Annotated in this window: 18 protein-coding genes; 12 read left to right on the top strand and 6 right to left on the bottom strand. The window is 39.8% G+C overall.

Going from position 1 to position 17,237, the window contains the following annotated elements; genetic code table 11:
• Window positions 1–20 precede the first annotated feature (20 nt).
• Both yidA and AC6UD6_RS04115 read right to left on the bottom strand, forming a co-directional pair.
• Window positions 21–830 carry a sugar-phosphatase gene (yidA, locus tag AC6UD6_RS04120; RefSeq protein ID WP_500693993.1) on the bottom strand — a complete coding sequence of 270 codons (810 nt, stop codon included), beginning with the start codon at window positions 828–830 and terminating at the stop codon, window positions 21–23.
• Between the two features lies 1 nt (window position 831).
• Window positions 832–2,184: an HD domain-containing protein gene (locus AC6UD6_RS04115; RefSeq protein WP_500693992.1), complete on the bottom strand. Its 1,353-nt coding sequence runs from the start codon at window positions 2,182–2,184 to the stop codon at window positions 832–834.
• Window positions 2,185–2,311: 127 nt separating this feature from the next.
• On the opposite strand from AC6UD6_RS04115, the gene AC6UD6_RS04110 reads away from it, so the two are divergent.
• The 5 genes from AC6UD6_RS04110 (at window position 2,312) to AC6UD6_RS04090 (ending at window position 6,881) form a co-directional block, all read left to right on the top strand.
• Complete coding sequence (locus tag AC6UD6_RS04110; protein WP_500695769.1) at window positions 2,312–2,746, top strand: YwiB family protein; 435 nt, start codon at window positions 2,312–2,314, stop codon at window positions 2,744–2,746.
• A 45-nt stretch (window positions 2,747–2,791) separates the two neighbouring features.
• Window positions 2,792–3,367 carry a DNA-directed RNA polymerase subunit delta gene (rpoE, locus tag AC6UD6_RS04105; RefSeq protein ID WP_500695768.1) on the top strand — a complete coding sequence of 192 codons (576 nt, stop codon included), beginning with the start codon at window positions 2,792–2,794 and terminating at the stop codon, window positions 3,365–3,367.
• Window positions 3,368–3,512: 145 nt separating this feature from the next.
• Complete coding sequence (gene pyrG, locus AC6UD6_RS04100; protein WP_500695767.1) at window positions 3,513–5,132, top strand: CTP synthase; 1,620 nt, start codon at window positions 3,513–3,515, stop codon at window positions 5,130–5,132.
• A 112-nt stretch (window positions 5,133–5,244) separates the two neighbouring features.
• Window positions 5,245–6,519 (top strand): UDP-N-acetylglucosamine 1-carboxyvinyltransferase, encoded by a 1,275-nt coding sequence (murA, locus tag AC6UD6_RS04095; RefSeq protein WP_500693988.1) that lies wholly within the window; start codon window positions 5,245–5,247, stop codon window positions 6,517–6,519.
• Between the two features lie 110 nt (window positions 6,520–6,629).
• Window positions 6,630–6,881, top strand: a complete 252-nt coding sequence (locus AC6UD6_RS04090) for a type B 50S ribosomal protein L31 (protein ID WP_500693987.1) — start codon at window positions 6,630–6,632, stop codon at window positions 6,879–6,881.
• Between the two features lie 49 nt (window positions 6,882–6,930).
• Here the strand turns inward: AC6UD6_RS04090 and AC6UD6_RS04085 are convergent, their stop codons facing one another.
• Window positions 6,931–8,166 (bottom strand): multidrug efflux MFS transporter, encoded by a 1,236-nt coding sequence (locus AC6UD6_RS04085; RefSeq protein WP_500693986.1) that lies wholly within the window; start codon window positions 8,164–8,166, stop codon window positions 6,931–6,933.
• Window positions 8,153–8,662 (bottom strand): low molecular weight protein-tyrosine-phosphatase, encoded by a 510-nt coding sequence (locus AC6UD6_RS04080; RefSeq protein ID WP_500693985.1) that lies wholly within the window; start codon window positions 8,660–8,662, stop codon window positions 8,153–8,155. Before AC6UD6_RS04080 ends, AC6UD6_RS04085 begins: the two co-directional genes overlap by 14 nt.
• A 172-nt stretch (window positions 8,663–8,834) precedes the next feature.
• On the opposite strand from AC6UD6_RS04080, the gene AC6UD6_RS04075 reads away from it, so the two are divergent.
• The 6 genes from AC6UD6_RS04075 to AC6UD6_RS04050 all read left to right on the top strand — a co-directional run bounded on the left by AC6UD6_RS04075 (window position 8,835) and on the right by AC6UD6_RS04050 (window position 14,680).
• Window positions 8,835–9,623 carry a hypothetical protein gene (locus AC6UD6_RS04075; RefSeq protein WP_500695766.1) on the top strand — a complete coding sequence of 263 codons (789 nt, stop codon included), beginning with the start codon at window positions 8,835–8,837 and terminating at the stop codon, window positions 9,621–9,623.
• 80 nt (window positions 9,624–9,703) lie between these two features.
• Window positions 9,704–11,080 (top strand): UDP-N-acetylmuramoyl-tripeptide--D-alanyl-D-alanine ligase, encoded by a 1,377-nt coding sequence (locus AC6UD6_RS04070; protein ID WP_500695765.1) that lies wholly within the window; start codon window positions 9,704–9,706, stop codon window positions 11,078–11,080.
• A 169-nt stretch (window positions 11,081–11,249) separates the two neighbouring features.
• The gene (cshA, locus tag AC6UD6_RS04065) at window positions 11,250–12,740 is read left to right on the top strand and encodes a degradosome RNA helicase CshA (RefSeq protein WP_500695764.1); all 1,491 of its coding nucleotides are present in this window, start codon (window positions 11,250–11,252) and stop codon (window positions 12,738–12,740) included.
• 112 nt (window positions 12,741–12,852) lie between these two features.
• Entirely contained in the window at window positions 12,853–13,995 is a 1,143-nt protein-coding gene (alr, locus tag AC6UD6_RS04060) for an alanine racemase (protein ID WP_500695763.1), read from the top strand.
• A 23-nt stretch (window positions 13,996–14,018) separates the two neighbouring features.
• Window positions 14,019–14,282 carry a hypothetical protein gene (locus tag AC6UD6_RS04055; RefSeq protein ID WP_500693980.1) on the top strand — a complete coding sequence of 88 codons (264 nt, stop codon included), beginning with the start codon at window positions 14,019–14,021 and terminating at the stop codon, window positions 14,280–14,282.
• 26 nt (window positions 14,283–14,308) lie between these two features.
• Window positions 14,309–14,680, top strand: a complete 372-nt coding sequence (locus AC6UD6_RS04050; RefSeq protein WP_010022835.1) for a type II toxin-antitoxin system PemK/MazF family toxin — start codon at window positions 14,309–14,311, stop codon at window positions 14,678–14,680.
• A 54-nt stretch (window positions 14,681–14,734) separates the two neighbouring features.
• Here the strand turns inward: AC6UD6_RS04050 and cbpA are convergent, their stop codons facing one another.
• A complete protein-coding gene (gene cbpA / locus AC6UD6_RS04045) occupies window positions 14,735–15,406 on the bottom strand; it encodes a cyclic di-AMP binding protein CbpA (RefSeq protein ID WP_500693979.1) in 672 nt (223 codons plus the stop codon).
• A gap of 102 nt (window positions 15,407–15,508) precedes the next feature.
• Complete coding sequence (locus AC6UD6_RS04040; protein ID WP_500693978.1) at window positions 15,509–16,462, bottom strand: L-lactate dehydrogenase; 954 nt, start codon at window positions 16,460–16,462, stop codon at window positions 15,509–15,511.
• A gap of 204 nt (window positions 16,463–16,666) precedes the next feature.
• Here AC6UD6_RS04040 and pth point away from each other — a divergent pair, with 204 nt between their 5' ends.
• On the top strand, window positions 16,667–17,224 hold the full coding sequence (gene pth, locus AC6UD6_RS04035; RefSeq protein WP_500695762.1) for an aminoacyl-tRNA hydrolase: 558 nt from the start codon (window positions 16,667–16,669) through the stop codon (window positions 17,222–17,224).
• Window positions 17,225–17,237 lie beyond the last annotated feature (13 nt).

Raw genomic sequence — 17,237 nt, 5'->3', positions numbered from 1 at the left:
TATTTTTTTGCGCTCGTTTGTTATTGATTAACGTACTTATTGATGGCGTATGCTACCCCATCTTCTGAATTAGGTTTGGTAACAAATTGGGCGTTCTTTTTAACTTCATCGATTCCGTTACCCATGGACACTCCCAGTCCCGCAAACTTGATCATCGAAATATCATTCCCCTGATCGCCAATGGCCATGACGTTATCTGGCTTTAAACCAAGCTTTTCGGAAAGATCCCGTAAGGCATTGCCTTTACTTGAATTTGAGTTCATAAACTCAAGAAAGACCGGTGAACTCTGAACGACACTCATTCGGTCGTAAATTGATTTTGGTAGATTGCCCTTTGCTTTGGTGATCTTGTCCGGATAATCAACGTACATCAGTTTGTAAATGTTGACGTCACGAGTGATTTCACCAGGAGTTCGATATTTGATGGGCATCGAAACAAGATGGCTTTCTTCAACGGAAAAGGGACTAATATCACGATCGGTAGTGGTAATGGAATCAACCGTTTCGATTTGGAAGTGAACTCCCATTTCTCGTGACATCATTTCAATTTCTAAAAAGTCATCATACTTAACCGTTTCTTTGATTAACACTTTGCCACTAACCGTTTCGACTAGGGCACCATTATAAGTGATGGCGTATTCATCGTCTCCGTCAATTCCGAGCTTATCAAGGTATGGCTTTACGCCAGTAATGGGGCGACCAGTACAAAGAACCACTTTTATGCCTTGATTGCAGGCTTTAGTAATAGCTTCGATGGTTGCTTTTGCTAATTGATTTTTTTCGTTTAATAGGGTGCCGTCGATATCGATGGCAATTAATTTGATATCCATGTTAGTTCTCCTTTGGAATTATAAGGTTGTCATTATCAATGTATTTTTGAAATTCATCGTATAAAGGTTGAAAAAGTTCAACGTTTTTTGTTGGCTTAAGCATTTCACGTGGAAAGAAAAAACGCTTGTCACCAATTAGTTTTCCGGTAATGGCACGAACTAGGTCACTAGTTTGAGAGAGTTCTACCAAATTACCATCATTTTCCATCAGTTCAATCTGGGCGTTTTGATGTTTACTTTTGGGATCGTAGACATCATAGGGCTGATCAAAACTGTTGTCAGTGGCAGTGTAGTACTTTGGATTAAATCCGGCCTTTTCAATGATCTTTTGTAGCTTAGGGATTAAAAATTCCGTCTGATCATTGTATTTAGCGGATTTAAAGGGACGCCGATTTAAGAAACGTTTGGCGAGGTCAGAGAGAATCGGATCTTCTGACTTGCGCCACATGACGAAGTAAGTGTTAAGCACCCCGTCGTCAATTTGTAAATAATCATCTAGGGAATAGTTGTTAGAAAAAATTGGCATTAAAAGACTTGGTTTAAAGGTGCTCTTTGGTTGTAATGCTAGTTCTTTTGCCCGCATCAGTAGATGACTTAAAATAACTTCCATCGAACGTGAGACGGGATGGAAGTAGACTTGTTGATACATTTGAAAACGGCAAACAATGTAATACTCAATCGCATGTAAACCACTTGCCCGAAAACAAATCCCACCAGAGTACGGACGCATCACCTGAAGAATCCGATCCAAATCAAAATTACCGTATTGTGCTCCGGTGTAATATGAATCGCTTAGAAGGTAGTCCATCCGATCGGCATCAACTTGACTTGAAATCATTTGGACGACTTGCGGATTGTCATAGGTCTTGTTAATGACACTGGCGACGCGTTCGGGAAAATCGGGACCGACCTCACTTAAGACGTGGTTAATTTCCGTTTCGTTTGAAGTGATGATTTGCTGGGTAATCTGTTCATGATTGGTGTGAAAAATGTGTTCAAACGTATGTGAATAAGCTCCATGACCAACGTCGTGAAGTAGAGCGGCACACAGGGCCACGATTCGTTCTGAATCGTCCCATAAGCCATCACCCGCTTTTTTAGACGGATAATTTCGCTTAAAATTATCACAAATTCGTCTAGTAATTTCATACACTCCTAAAGAGTGGCTAAAACGGGTGTGTTCTGCTCCGTGAAAGGTTAATGAAGTAGTTCCTAACTGCTTGATTCGTCTTAGACGTTGAAATTCAGGCGTATTAATGAGATCGAGAATTACTTGGTGTTCAACGTAAACGTGACCCAGAACTGGGTCACGAAAAACTTTGTCATATTTCAATGGTTGATTGTAATACTTCAATAAAAGACCTCCACTTATACTAATCTCTCTTCATTATAACTGAAATAAAAATAAACGTCATGACAAACTCAAAGTTAGTGCATTTCCATTGCTAACGGCGTAAAATCAAATTTGTGAGGTGATATTTTTGACAGAAAACGAAAAGATCGAAAAAGTTCAAGTTGAGATTGCAATCGAAATAAAACAGGACGAAAACGTCGAACACCATCATTTTAAAGAAAATGGGCAACTAGTTATGCTCAACGGCTATCGTTATTTACGTTACGTTGAACACGTTGACGGACAACCGGACGTTCCTGTCACCTACCGGATTGGAAAAAATGCGATTCGGTTAACTCGTGCTGGCAAAAATCATCTTGAACTTCATTTTAAACCGAACGAAACAATCGAAGACTTGTACCGAACGCCATTTGGTAATTTGAAAATTGGGGCACATACCACTAGCATTAAGCAATCTAGAGATGATAAAAACGGATGGCAAATGATTGAGATTAACTATGAGTTGTACACTGACGGACAGAAAGTCGGCGACTATCGAGTCAAATTGCAATTTAAATGTTAAACTAGTATTATTAGTCTGTTAGGAATCTAGAAAGGCGTGGTCGAATTGGAACTTAAAGAATTAGACAAGCAAGATAAAAGCGAATTATCAATGGTTGAAGTGGCTCATGCAATTTTAGCTGATGCTGGTAAAACCATGTCATTCGTTGATTTAACCAACGAAGTACAAAAATACTTGGGGGACAGCAACCAAGTAATTCGTGATCGTTTACCTCAATTCTACACAGACCTTAATGTTGATGGGAGTTTTATCTCCCTTGGCAATAACGTTTGGGGTCTTCGTACTTGGTACCCATATGAATCCATTAACGAAGCCACCATCAATGAAGGTGAAGAAGACAACGGTAATACTCCCAAAAAGCATCGTAAGGTGAATGCTTTTATGGCTGATGCAGCTGACGATGATGACGTGATCGACTATGATAACGATGATCCAGAAGATCAGGATGATTTTGATGATACCCCTGACGACAAGGATAAGTATCATAAGGATCTTGATGAAGAAAATCCTGATACTGATGATGACGCCATTGACGATGATGATGGTGTTGAAGGCGACCTCTCAGAGGTCAATCCAGATGACGATGACGATAAAAAAGATGATGACGACGACAATGATTAAACTTGACTAATTATGTAGAATCACTTAACATACTATTTGGGCACTTTACAGACATGTGAAGTATTTCGAATAAGTAACCGCTCCCTATTCAATGAATGGGGAGCTTTTTTTATGTTGTAACCTAAATTTGATGGAGGAGTTAAGCATGACTAAGTATATTTTTGTAACCGGTGGAGTAGTTTCTTCCTTAGGAAAGGGAATTGTTTCGGCTTCAATCGGAAGATTATTGAAGAATCGTGGCTTTAACGTTACGATCCAAAAATTTGATCCATATATCAACATTGATCCGGGAACAATGAATCCTTATCAACACGGAGAAGTCTTTGTTACCGATGATGGTGCTGAAACTGATCTTGATTTAGGTCATTACGAACGTTTTATTGATAACAATTTAAACAAGTACTCTAACTTTACGACCGGTAAAATCTATGAAGAAGTTTTAAGAAAAGAACGTCACGGAGATTATCTTGGGAGAACCGTTCAGGTCATCCCTCACATTACTGGAATGATTAAACAAAAGATTATGAGTGCCGCTCAAAGCACGGACGCTGATATCGTTATTTCAGAAATTGGTGGAACGGTTGGAGACATCGAGTCCCTACCGTTTTTGGAAGCCATCCGTCAGATGAAACATGAAGTCGGTGATGAGAATACTTTTTATATTCACGTTACGCTTGTTCCGTACCTGCACGCCGCAAAGGAAATGAAAACCAAACCAACCCAGCACAGTGTTAAAGAATTGAGGGGAATTGGCATTCAACCCGATATGTTGGTTCTTCGTGCTGAGAAGCCAGTTAGTGATGAGATGAAGAAAAAAATTGCCATGTTCTGTGATGTTCCGGTTAAGGATATCATCGAGTCCATCGATGCTCCTAACTTGTACCAAATCCCGCTTAGTTTTCAAAAACAGGACATGGACGATGAGATTTTAAAGCACTTTAACGTTAAAGCTCCAGAGGCTGACATGAAAGACTGGAAGAAGATGGAGAAGCACATCAGAAATCTCAAGGGTGAGGTTAACATTGCCATTGTTGGTAAGTATGTTGATCTAAACGATGCTTATTTGTCCGTCAATGAAGCTTTAAAACATGCCGGTTATGCTGCTGACGATAAAGTTAACATTCACATGGTTGATGCGGGTACGATTAACAGAGACAACGTTTCTAAGAAGTTAAAGGGAATGGACGGAATCTTGGTTCCTGGTGGATTTGGTAATCGAGGGGTCGAAGGAATGATTCAAGCCGCTCGATATGCTAGAGAAAATGATGTTCCTTATTTAGGTGTTTGCCTTGGAATGCAGATTGCTACCATCGAATATGCTAGAGACGTTGTGGGTTATAAGGATGCCAACTCAACTGAATTTGATCCGCAGACTAAGCACAATGTGATTGATCTCATGGCCGATCAAAATGATGTTACTGATGCTGGTGGAACTCAACGCTTGGGTGCTTATAAGACTAAGTTAAAAGCAGGGAGTAAAGCCGCCGGTGCATACGACAACAAAAGGGAAATCTCAGAGCGTCATCGTCATCGTTATGAATTCAATAATAAATTTAGAAAAGACCTGGAAGATGCTGGCTTAGTTATTTCTGGGACCTCACCAGATGATCACTTGGTTGAAGTGGTCGAAGTTCCTGATAATCACTTCTACGTTGCAGCACAATACCATCCCGAATTTTTATCACGTCCAAATCGTCCCGAGGGATTATTCAAGGCGTTTGTCGCCGCTGCCGACAAAGAACACATGCATAATCACAAGAAGTAACCAGGCTTCTTTATAATCTTAATAAAATAATTTCTGATTTTGTATTGTGTTTTGGTGAAAACTTTCCTATGATTATTATTAAAAGATATGATATAAGTGAGGATTACCAATTATGACGATACTAAAAATATCAGGAGGACATCCTCTATATGGCGACGTTACCGTTGGCGGAGCTAAGAATAGTACGGTCGCTTTGATACCGGCTGCTATTTTGGCGGATAGTCCAGTGGAACTTGACATGGTTCCCGATATCCTGGATGTGCATAATCTCATGCTAATCCTCCAGTCGATGAACGTAACATCTGATTTTTCAGATGGTGTCTTAAACATTGATCCAACTAATATACTTGAGGGTGAATTGCCCGGTAAAGCAATTAAAAGTCTGCGTGCTTCCTATTATTTTATGGGAGCGCTTCTTGGCAAGTTTCATCGTGCCACGATTAGTTTCCCTGGTGGAGACAATATCGGACCACGGCCAATTGACCAGCACATTCGCGCCTTTAAGGCCTTGGGTGCAGAAGTCAATGAAAGTGATGATTCGGTCGATATTAATGCAACGGAAAATGGACTTCATGGGGCTTCAATTTTCTTTGACATGGTTTCGGTTGGAGCGACGATCAACACGATTCTGGCAGCGGTAAAGGCTGATGGGGTTACTACCATTAGTAATGCCGCTAAAGAACCGGAAATTATTGATATTGCATCATTTTTGAATAGTATGGGAGCTAAGATCAGAGGAGCTGGGACCGACGTCATCAGGATTCAAGGCGTTGATCATCTCCAGGCCAAGGCGACGCATACGATTATCCCTGATCGAATTGAAGCGGGGACATACTTGACGTTAGCCGCCGCTGTTGGGAAGGGAATTAACGTTAAGAACGTAATTCCTGAGCATTTACAAGCCTACACAGCTAAGTTGATTGAAGCCGGCGTTCAATTAGAAGTTGGCGAAGACAGTATTTATGTTCCAAAGACTGGGAAATTAAATGGTATCGAGATTAAAACGGCACCGTTTCCAGGGTTTGCGACGGATTTACAACAACCAATTACCCCCATGCTGTTTAAAGCAGACGAGGATAGTGTGATTCACGATACGATTTATCCGGAACGTCAGAATCACATTGCCCAGCTCCAGAAGATGGGGGCTAATATCAAGGTCAATCCAACTGATAATTCAATTATTATCAGTAAGAGTGAGAACCTCCATGGGACAACCGTTCAAGCCGGAGAGATTCGCGCTGGGGCATCCTTGGTCATTGCTGGGCTGATGGCTAGTGGTAAGACCGTTATTGAAAATGCGGACAATATTTTACGCGGATATGATAATATTACTAATAAATTAACCAATCTACACGCTAACGTCCAGATGATTGACCAGGACGACTAACGCCTGGGTCCTATTGCGTACGTCAAAAAATAATGTTAAGCTATTATGGTTGATGTTATATTCGATAATCAATCTCTGAACTGTGTTTAGGGCAAAAGGAGCGAAATATTATGAAAAAAGGAATTCATCCAGATTTTCATCAAGTTGTTTTTCAAGATTCAAGTACTGGATTTAAGTTCATTACTGGTTCAACTGCAACCTCTGATGAAACCGTCAAAATGGACGACGGCAACACTTACCCATTAATCCGAGTTGAAATTTCATCTGATTCACATCCATTCTACACTGGTAAGCAAAAGTTCAACCAAGCAGATGGTGCGGTCGATCGTTTCAACAAGAAATATGGTCTTGCCGACAAATAATAATAAATAAAAAGAGCCAACTTCTAGTTGGCTCTTTTTTTGTCTAAATTTAGTTTACGGTCTTCTGTTCGTTTCTGGTTTCGTTTAATACTAACAAGAAGTTAATGAAGACAAGGATTGCGGTTGAAATGAACACACTTGAGTAATCAAACAAAGAAGAAACAATGGAGCCGATGATGGGTCCGATACAGTTTCCAGCTGCTTGCATGGACTGGTTCCAGCTAAAAATCCGACCAGTAACGTTAGATGGGGTGTTTTTAGCTAAAATGGTTTGAACGGCAGGTAACATACAGGCGTTGGAGATTCCAATCAGAAATCTGAGTCCCATTAATTCCCAGACGTTGGTTACAAATGCCATGGGGATGTAGACCAAGATGGCAAAGATGAAACCGCCTAGCATAATCTTGGAGGTCCCGATTCGATCGCCTAATGCTCCCAGTTTGGGGGCGGCAAAAAGCGTGGCAATTCCCGGAACTGCGGCAACAATTCCACTGTAGAAGGTGACTTGAGGACTATTGTGCATGATTTCTTTGACGTACAGTGACAGAATGGGTGAAATGGAGAAATTAGAGGCTTGAATAATCAGGGTGGTCAAGAACATTCCAAAAATCAGTTTGACGTTTGAAAGTTCGAAAATAACCTGTTTGGTAGATAGGTTATCTTCTTTTGCAACCGGTTTAAAGTGTTCTTTAACGAAAAATAGCGTGACAAAAAAGACGGAAATGAGTAAACCACCAGTAATGAAGAAGGTAAGACGATAACTAAAGACAGAAGCTAAAATTCCGCCAATGAAGGGACCAAAAAGGGTTCCTGAGACGTTGCCGGTGGTTAAAATTCCAAGGGCTTTCCCACTTTCTCGCTTTGGTACCTGAGTCGCAAGTAAGGCGTTGGCATTGCTCATGTATCCAGAGAAGATTCCTTGAATAAATCGAAGGGCAATTAACTGCCAAACAGCAGTAACAAAGCCCATCAATATTAGACAGATTGCCATTCCAAGTGATGCTCGTAAAAGCATCACTTTTCGTCCGTATCTGTCAGCCAAAGATCCCCAAATGGGGGAGACGACGGCGGTAACAATGAAAGAGGCTGAGAAAGCAAGCCCACTATAGATACTTAGTTGACTAGAATTATAGTGGCCTAGGGTAGCGATGAACAGGGAGAGAAAAGGCATGACTTCACTAAAACCTAATCCATTCATGAACATCCCAAACCATAGTGCTACTAGGTTTTTGTGCCATATTTCTGAAGGAACCGGATCAGAGATTTGGGCTTTATTCTGATTCAAATGATTCGCTTCCTTCCTGTTTGCTGTTATGATGTTCTTGCATGTACTTTAGCCACAAGGGCAAAGATTGATCCAGCATTTGATAGGTATCCTCAAATCGATGGGTATACCAAGGATCAACGATGTTGACTCCCTTTTTACCGGGAACAATGTCCATGCATAAATGAAGCTTATTCCATTGACTTTTGGGAATCATCTTTTTAAGATCACTGATATTGTAGTCATCCATGGTAATAATGTAATCAGCATTATCGATGTCGTAAGCGGTGATTGGATGGGATTGTTTCCCACTATAATCCAAGTGATGAGCGTCCATGGTTTTTTGAGCACCAGGATGAGGACGACTACCTGCCTCATCGTTTTCGGTGGCAGCTGAACTTACTGAATAATGATTTGAAAGTCCTTTATTTATAAGCATTTTTTTAAACATTGCTTCTGCCATGGGAGATCGACATATGTTCCCCAAGCAGACAAATAAAACGTTAGTTTTTTTCATAATCCACACTCCCGAAATTTAAATCGTTATTACTATATTAACAGTAATTGAACTTCATATATATAAAAATGAATGCTAATTATAACGTAAGAAAATGACGTGAGTTGGAAAAATGGTTATTAAAATCTTATTTTATGGTGAAAGGGGTAATAAGGATTGGAGCAAGACGAATATGTTAATTAACACAGTGTATTTTCAGGTTAATCCAGTTAAGAATTTTGCCTACAGTTGGGGAATTCTTCCGTCAGATTTTTTAAACGGAATTAAGAACGATCCCCAAAATATTATTTTATTAAATGATGATTATCGTTACGCAAATGATTTTAATATGTCCACTAAATTTGATTTAATTACCGGTCAAAATGAAATTAGAGAGTACATGATTAACAATAAAATTAGTACCAAGAAATGGGTTGATTTTAGAAACCGGGAGGATCTGGATTCTTTAAATGAGGATGAAATCGCAGATTTATTGTACTTGAGTCACATGGGTATCCCACTCAATCAAACGAGTCCATTTTCGGTTAAATTGAAGAATCAATTTGTGTTTTTGGGTGAATCCACTGGCTTTACAAAGGTATACATGCGTCATTTTAGTGTCATTAATCAAATTTTAGCTGTCTGCATTAAACGGCATCTAAAAAAGCAGTGGGACAGTAGACGAATGTTCGTAAAGTCAGTGCCGTTTAGGGATATCGACGAACGTACCATGACCAAGTTGTTAAAACTGGGAATTACGGGAGTTATTATTCCGTATGATATGATAGTTATGAAGAGACCGAAGCTTGAGATTCCCTTAATGAGACACAAAAAACGATCTCCAAAGGTAATTTGGAACTCTTATGACCAGTTGAAAAGTGGAGCCTTTAAAGTTGGTCAAATTACTTATGATATTTCCACTAAAACGTGGGAACTTCAAAGAGACGTTGATGATGAGGGAGAATTAAACGATTTGGTTTAAACCAGCTGAGTCGCTTTTTTATTGATTTTTTTCTGATATACTTTAAATGCATTTACATCGAATTAAGAGGAGTTTTTGTTATGAAAATGAACCTTTTAGAGGTTGCAAAATCCGTTAATGGTGACTTGAATTCAAAAAAATACGAAAACGTTGAAATAACGGGAGTTTCGTTTGATAGTCGGAAGTTAAAACCGCATGATCTTTTTGTTCCACTCACTGGGAATCACGATGGGCACGATTTCATTGCTAGTGCCATCAAAAACGGGGCTAACGCAACGTTTTGGAATCAAAGTCGAATTAGTGATGTTCCGAAGGATTTTCCGGTTATTTTAGTCGATGACACGTTAAAAGCCCTACAGGATCTCAGTCGACACTATTTAAATAAGATTAATCCTAAAGTGGTGGCAATTACCGGAAGTAATGGCAAGACCACTACTAAAGACATGATTGCTTCAATTCTTGCCACTCAGTTTAATGTTACTAAGACGCACGCTAACTTTAATAATGAGATTGGAGTCCCAATTACGATCCTTTCCATGGAATCTAACACAGAATATTTGGTGGTAGAGATGGGGATGGATCGACCTGGCCAACTTGACTTTTTAAGTAAGCTAGTTAAGCCAGACATCGCCGTCATTACCATGATTGGGGAAGCTCACATTGAATTCTTCGGAACCCGTGCTAAGATTGCGGATGCCAAAATGGAGATTACCCATGGACTTAGGCCAGATGGGGTGTTTGTCTATGACGGTGATGAACCCTTATTAAACGAACGGGCTAAATCACTTGACGTTGAAAAGTTGACCTTTGGAAGAAAAGACACTAACGATATTTACCCAAAGGATGTCTATGACGGCGACCACGAAACGACGTTTAAGACCAATCGGTTTGGAAACATGAAATTCACCATTCCGCTAATTGGTGACTACAACGTCAACAATGCCCTTGCTTCCATTGAAGTTGGTGAACTAGCGGAAATCCTGCCGGCCAACATGAAGTCAGCACTAGACCATGCCAATTTTACTAATAATCGAACTGAATGGGTTAAGGGTCAAAATGGTGAAATGATTTTAAGTGACGTATATAATTCGAACCCATCGGCTCTAAAAGCCGTTTTAAAGGCGTTTCAATCCACTCATTTACAAGGGAAGCGAGTTGCAGTTTTAGGTGACATGCTGGAACTTGGTGATAAGGGAGTGGAGATGCATGAGGATATTTCTGATGCAATCGATCCGCAATTGATTAACCAGGTTTACCTAGTTGGACCACTTATGAAGTCTTTATATCAAATGTTGCAAAAAAAATATCCCAATCAAAATGCCCTCCATTATTATCCGGTTGATCAGCTTGATCAATTAGCTAAAAGCCTAGACTCCCAGTTGTCTACTGGGGATGAAGTCTTGTTAAAAGGGAGTCACGGAATTCACTTAGAACGAGTTTTAAAAGCGTTAGAATAGGTTCATCGGTTTGTGAAATTAGGCCAGATGGTGTAATATGTTTTAGACACGTAATCGCTGAAGAATATAGAAATAAATGTGAATCAGACGATTTGCGCATTATGGAAAACGGATTTTTTCCAAGCAAATCATTGAATTCACAATTGTAGTTTCAATAGGAGGAACACATTTGAAGTTTAAAGATTTAGGACTATCTGATAGTCTATTAAAAGCCGTGGAAAAATCAGGCTTTGACGAACCCACTCCAATTCAGGCTCAGACAATTCCATTATTGTTAAAGGGTCAGGATGTTATTGGACAGGCTCAAACTGGAACTGGGAAAACGGCTGCGTTTGCCCTTCCAATCCTGCAAGAAATCGATCTGAATAATCCAGATGTGCAGGCACTTGTAATTTCACCAACTAGAGAACTTGCCATTCAAACGCAAAAAGAGATGCAACGTCTTGGTGGCGTTGAAGGAGCTCGAGTTCAAGTAGTTTATGGTGGTTCAGATATTCGCCAGCAAATTAGAGATTTGAAGAAGAAGCCACAGATTGTGGTGGGAACTCCAGGACGAATTCTTGATCACATTAATCGTCGCACCTTAAAACTAGGACACGTTAAGTACTTAGTGTTAGATGAAGCCGACGAAATGCTTAACATGGGATTCTTAGATGATATTGAAAGCATCATTAAGAACATTCCAGAAGATCGGCAAACTTTGCTTTTCTCAGCAACCATGCCAGCACCCATCAAACGAGTGGGGGTTCAGTTCATGAGAGATCCAAAGCAGATCACGGTTAAGTCGAAGGAATTAACCACTGACCTAGTTGATCAGTACTACGTTAAGGTTAAAGATAACGAAAAGTTTGATACGATGACCCGTTTGTTTGACGTTCAAACACCCAAGGTTACCATCGTATTTTGTCGAACTAAACGACGAGTCGACGAAGTTTCTAAGGGATTGATTGCGCGTGGTTATCGGGCAGCCGGTCTTCACGGTGATTTAACCCAAAAACGGCGAACTCAGATTATGAACGAATTTAAGAACGACAAGATTAATTATTTAGTGGCTACTGATGTGGCTGCTAGAGGAATTGATGTTTCGGGTGTCACTTACGTTTATAACTTTGATATTCCCCAGGATCCAGAAAGTTATGTCCATCGAATTGGACGAACTGGTCGTGCCGGCCATCATGGTACCTCAGTAACGTTTGTCACTCCAAATGAGATGAGTTATTTAAGAGGAATTGAACGACTTACCAAGGTAAGGATGCTTCCTTTAAAGCCACCTTCAGAAGACGAAGCCCTTGCTGGTCAGTTAAAATTTGCTGAAGATGATATTGAAAAGTTAGTAAAGAAGACGGATACTGCCAAGTTTGAGCGGGTCGCAAAAAAGCTCCTTGAAAAGTATGACAGTGTCGATTTGGTTTCTGCTCTTTTGAATGACATGACAAGAGATCAGGTTAAGGTTCACATTACGGCCGAAAAACCACTTAAAAATCATGGTGGCTTTGGTGGTCATCGTGGTGGCGGTTATCGCGGTAAGAGAAATGACCGGAACAGTCACAAACGCTTTGGCAATCATCGCGGTGGTCACGACTCAAGACGTCGTGATTCACGAGGTCATAATGGTGGTAACCACGGTAAATCAAAGAATTTTGTTATTAAGAATAAGTAGCAAAGAGAGAGCCTTCTTGGTTCTCTTTTTTATTTAGAAAATTAATTTATTAAGTGTTATAATAATTATCAAAGAATAATTAGATAGTACTTTATTCGAGGAAGTATACGTTATGGCAGTGGGAAGAAATCGAAATGCACAACTAGTTATTGATGAAGATGCCATTTTTCATAACATTAGTGAGGAACGAAAACGATTGGATGCCAAGTCGGATCTATTCATGGTCGTCAAGGCTAATGCTTATGGACACGGTGCGGTTCAAGTAGCGAGGATTGCTAAACAAGCAGGAGCTACTGGTTTTTGTGTTGCCATTTTAGACGAAGCAATTCAGCTTCGAGAAGCTGGATTTGTGTCTGAACCCATTCTTGTTTTGGGTCTTTGTGACCTTTCAAATGTTCCATTAATTGCGAAGTACAATGTTTCGGTTACGGTGAGCTCGATTGATTGGATTAAGCAGGCAGCTAAGTTAGCTGAGCAACTGAAATTAAAGAACAAGATTAGGGTTCATTTGGCTTTGGATACTGGAATGGGAAGGATCGGACTCCAAACTGTTTCAGAAGTTAGAGATGCAATAGTTGAGTTGAACCGAACTAGCGAGTATATTGACTTTGAGGGAGTATTTACTCATTTTTCTACCGCAGATAGCGCTAATGATGATTATTTTAAGTATCAATTGGATAATTTTAACGAATTGATGACTGCGATTCCCGATAAACCTCGTTATGTTCACGCGGCAAATTCAGCTACTAGTATGTGGCATAAAGCAGCGGGTGGAAACATGGTCCGCTTTGGAGTGGCTGGCTATGGTTTGAATCCATCGGGGGTTGAGATTGCTTCACCATTTAAGTTGAAACCAGCACTGAGCTTTACCAGTGATTTAGTTTACGTTAAAGAAGTTAATGCTGGTCGTTCAATTGGATACGGTGCAACTTATACATCCAACTCAAAGGAGTGGATTGGAACGGTTCCTGTTGGATATGCAGACGGAGTTCGTCGCTCAATGCAGGGATTTTCACTTCTAGTAGATGGACAGTATTGTCCAATTGTCGGAAGAGTATGTATGGATCAACTGATGGTGAAGTTACCACATCAGTTACCAATTGGAACGAAGGTGACCTTGGTGGGAACTGATCATGGTCATACTATTACTCTCCAAGACGTTGCCGACTATTGTCATACCATTCACTATGAGATTGCATGTGGGTATTCGGATCGATTACCACGGGTGTATAAATCAAGTAATCATTTGAAGTAACTATTTGTAAGGAGGAGTTCTCCATGACATACAAATACACGATTGATGCTATTTGGTCTCAGAAAAATGAAGAATATTTCACCAAACTAGGACTTTCTTTTGACAACCACAAAGTTGCCATGGACTGTGACTCGTTTGATAAAGACCCTCTAATTAATTCTTTAATTTATGGCTACTCAATCATGGCCAATCTAAATTCAATAATTGTTGATGAATATTCTCCATGTGAGGATGAGATTGCAAGACGGCTCTTTGACAATTATGAAGACGAGAAGTCACGGTTGTAAGTTTATTTATGCGGAAGGAATAGTCTATGGAAAACGTTGAAATTAAACGTGGCGATATTTTCTATGCAGACTTATCTCCAGTCGTTGGTTCTGAACAGGGTGGAATGCGACCAGTTTTGGTAGTCCAAAATAACGTTGGAAATCATTATAGTCCCACTGTGATTGTAGCCGCAATTACGGCTCGGATTACTAAGCCAAAGATGCCTACTCACGTGGGTATTACACCTCAGAATGCCGGAATTGAGAAGAGTTCGGTGATTCTGTTAGAACAAATTAGGACGATTGATAAGCAGCGTCTTAAAGATCATGTCACTCATTTAAGTAAAGATATCATGAGAAAAGTTGATGCTGGTCTTAGTTTAAGTCTAGGGCTCAGTCAGAGCACGCACGAAGTCTGATGATACATAAGATACAAAAAAGAACGTGGAATAATTCCACGTTCTTTTTTGTATCTAATTTTCTTCAATTGGAGTTTCTTTTGATTCTTGTTTTAGATCTTCAACTTCTGGAACTTTGAATCCCTTTCGTTCTAGAGCTGCAATGATACGGTCCAGACGATCCTTAGTCACCTTAGACGGGAGGGTAAACATGGTTCGATAGACCGTTTTACCAGAACGATCAACTGAATCCAAGCTGATCACACTTGAAATGGCGGTATATCTAGTAATAATGTGAGCCATCTCTTCTAAGTCCCCACGTTCACCAGGTGAGACAACTGAAATCACGTAGCTACCAAATTTCACGTTCCATGATTGTGACAAGCTTTCCATCAATTTCGTGTGAGTTAAAATGCCATAAAAATTGTTGAACTCGTCAAGAACGGCAATGTATGGAAGATCCTTAATCGTAAAGAAGACCTTGAAAAAAGCTGAATTCAGGTTAACAAATTTAGTTTCGTTTCTAATCAGGGTCATAACCGAGTCGGACATCTTGCCGCCATCGGCTTCGTGTTTGTAGATGTGCATGCGATAAATGTTACCCTTGAAGGCTTTATGAGTGGCATCTAAAACGGGAATGCAACGAAAATGATTCTTTTCCATTAATTTTAATGCGGTGTCGAGATCAGTGTTTTCATCAACAGTAATCAGGTCACTTTTAGGTTTAACTAAAGATTGCAAAATCATGGCTAAGGCTCCTCACGTAAGTAATTTCTAATTAATATTAACACAAAATAACTTGGAGCATAAAAAAACAGACATAAATGTCTGTTCTTTTTAAACTTATTTTTAAAGGTTGATGGTCTTCATACCTTTAGCAATGGTTTCTTTTAAAGTTTTAGCTGAAGCACTCATCTTGTCTTTTTCGTCATCACTTAATGGAACTTCAAGGACTTTGGCAACTCCTGAAGCATTAACAATGGCAGGAGTTCCAATGTAAATATCGGACAAACCGTATTCACCATTCATTGGGGCACCAATTGGTAAAACGGTGTTTTCGTCTCTTAAAATGGCCTTTGAAATTCTCATCAAAGCAGTTCCAACTCCGTAGAAAGTAGCACCCTTCTTGTTAATGATGTCGTAGGCCTTATTTCTAGTTTCGTCTTCCATTTTCAATAAGTCGTCCTTGCTAACACCATTTTGTTTAGCAAATTCAACCAATGGAACGTTTCCGATTGAAGCTTCATCAATATCAGCAAATTCTGAATCACCGTGTTCACCCATAACGTAAGCATTAACGCTTTGTGGGTTAACGTTTAACTTCTTACCAACGGCAACTTGGAAACGTGAGGTATCAAGTGATGTACCTGAACCAAAGACACGGTTTTTAGGAAAGCCAGAAATCTTTTGGGTTGCGTAGGTTAAGATGTCAACGGGGTTAGCAGCAATTAAGAAGATTCCATCAAAACCAGAATCAACAACTGGCTTAACGATGGTAGTCAAAATCTTCAAGTTTTTGTTAACCAGGTCAAGTCTAGTTTCACCGGGCTTTTGTGGAGCTCCAGCAGTGATCACAACTAAATCAGCGTCTTTACAGTCACTGTAGTCACCAGAGTAGATCTTTTTTGGAGAAGTGAAAGGTTGGGCATCTTCAAGGTCCAATGCGTCTCCTTCAGTTCTGTTTTTGTCGATATCAACAACGACAAATTCTTCGGCGATCCCTTGTTGCATCATTGCGAATGCGTATGATGAACCAACGGCACCATCACCAACTAAAACAACTTTTTCGTGTTTTTCAGCCATAATATTTCTCCCTTTTGAAATTAGTTTGTTCACAAACTGATTATATCATGAACGAATTTATTTATACAGAACCATATTCTTAATGGTACGGGATCAGCTCAAATCGTTAATCTATTATGATACAATAAACATGATTAAGCCGAGTGAGTAATTATTCATTTCGGCCATTTTGGGTTAATTAGAAGTAAATGGGAGACAATAGTAATGAAAATGATTGTGGGATTAGGCAACGTTGGTGCTGAATTTGATGGTACTAGGCATAACACGGGGTTTATGGTGGTTGATAAGTTTGCTGATCAAAACCAGATTACGATTAATAAACAAAAGATGGATGCCATGTATGGTACGGGAATAGTCAATGGTGAAAAGGTAATGGTAGTCAAACCAACGACGATGATGAATGATTCAGGGCGCGCAGTTCATCCGTTGATGCAATTTTTCAAATTAGATCTTGATGATTTAGTAATTGTTTACGATGACATGGATTTACCAGTGGGACGAATTCGGCTAAGAAACCACGGTTCGGCTGGTGGTCATAATGGAATTAAAAGTATCATTGCCCACCTTGGGACCGATCAGTTTAATCGGATTAAGATTGGAACCAGTCATCCCAAACGTGAAAGTGTTGTGAACTATGTCTTGAGTAAATTTAGTCTGGAACAACGGGCACCGTTTTTAGAAGCGGAGGATCATGCGGTTAAAGCATTAGACGAGTGGGTTTCTGGTACTCCCTTCAGTAAGTTAGAAAATCAGTTTAATTAATTCGTATAATTAA

Source organism: Fructilactobacillus sp. X8R2C1 (assembly GCF_059900955.1).
The sequence above is the reverse complement of the archived record's forward strand: the minus strand, read 5'-3'. Positions and strand labels throughout refer to the sequence as shown.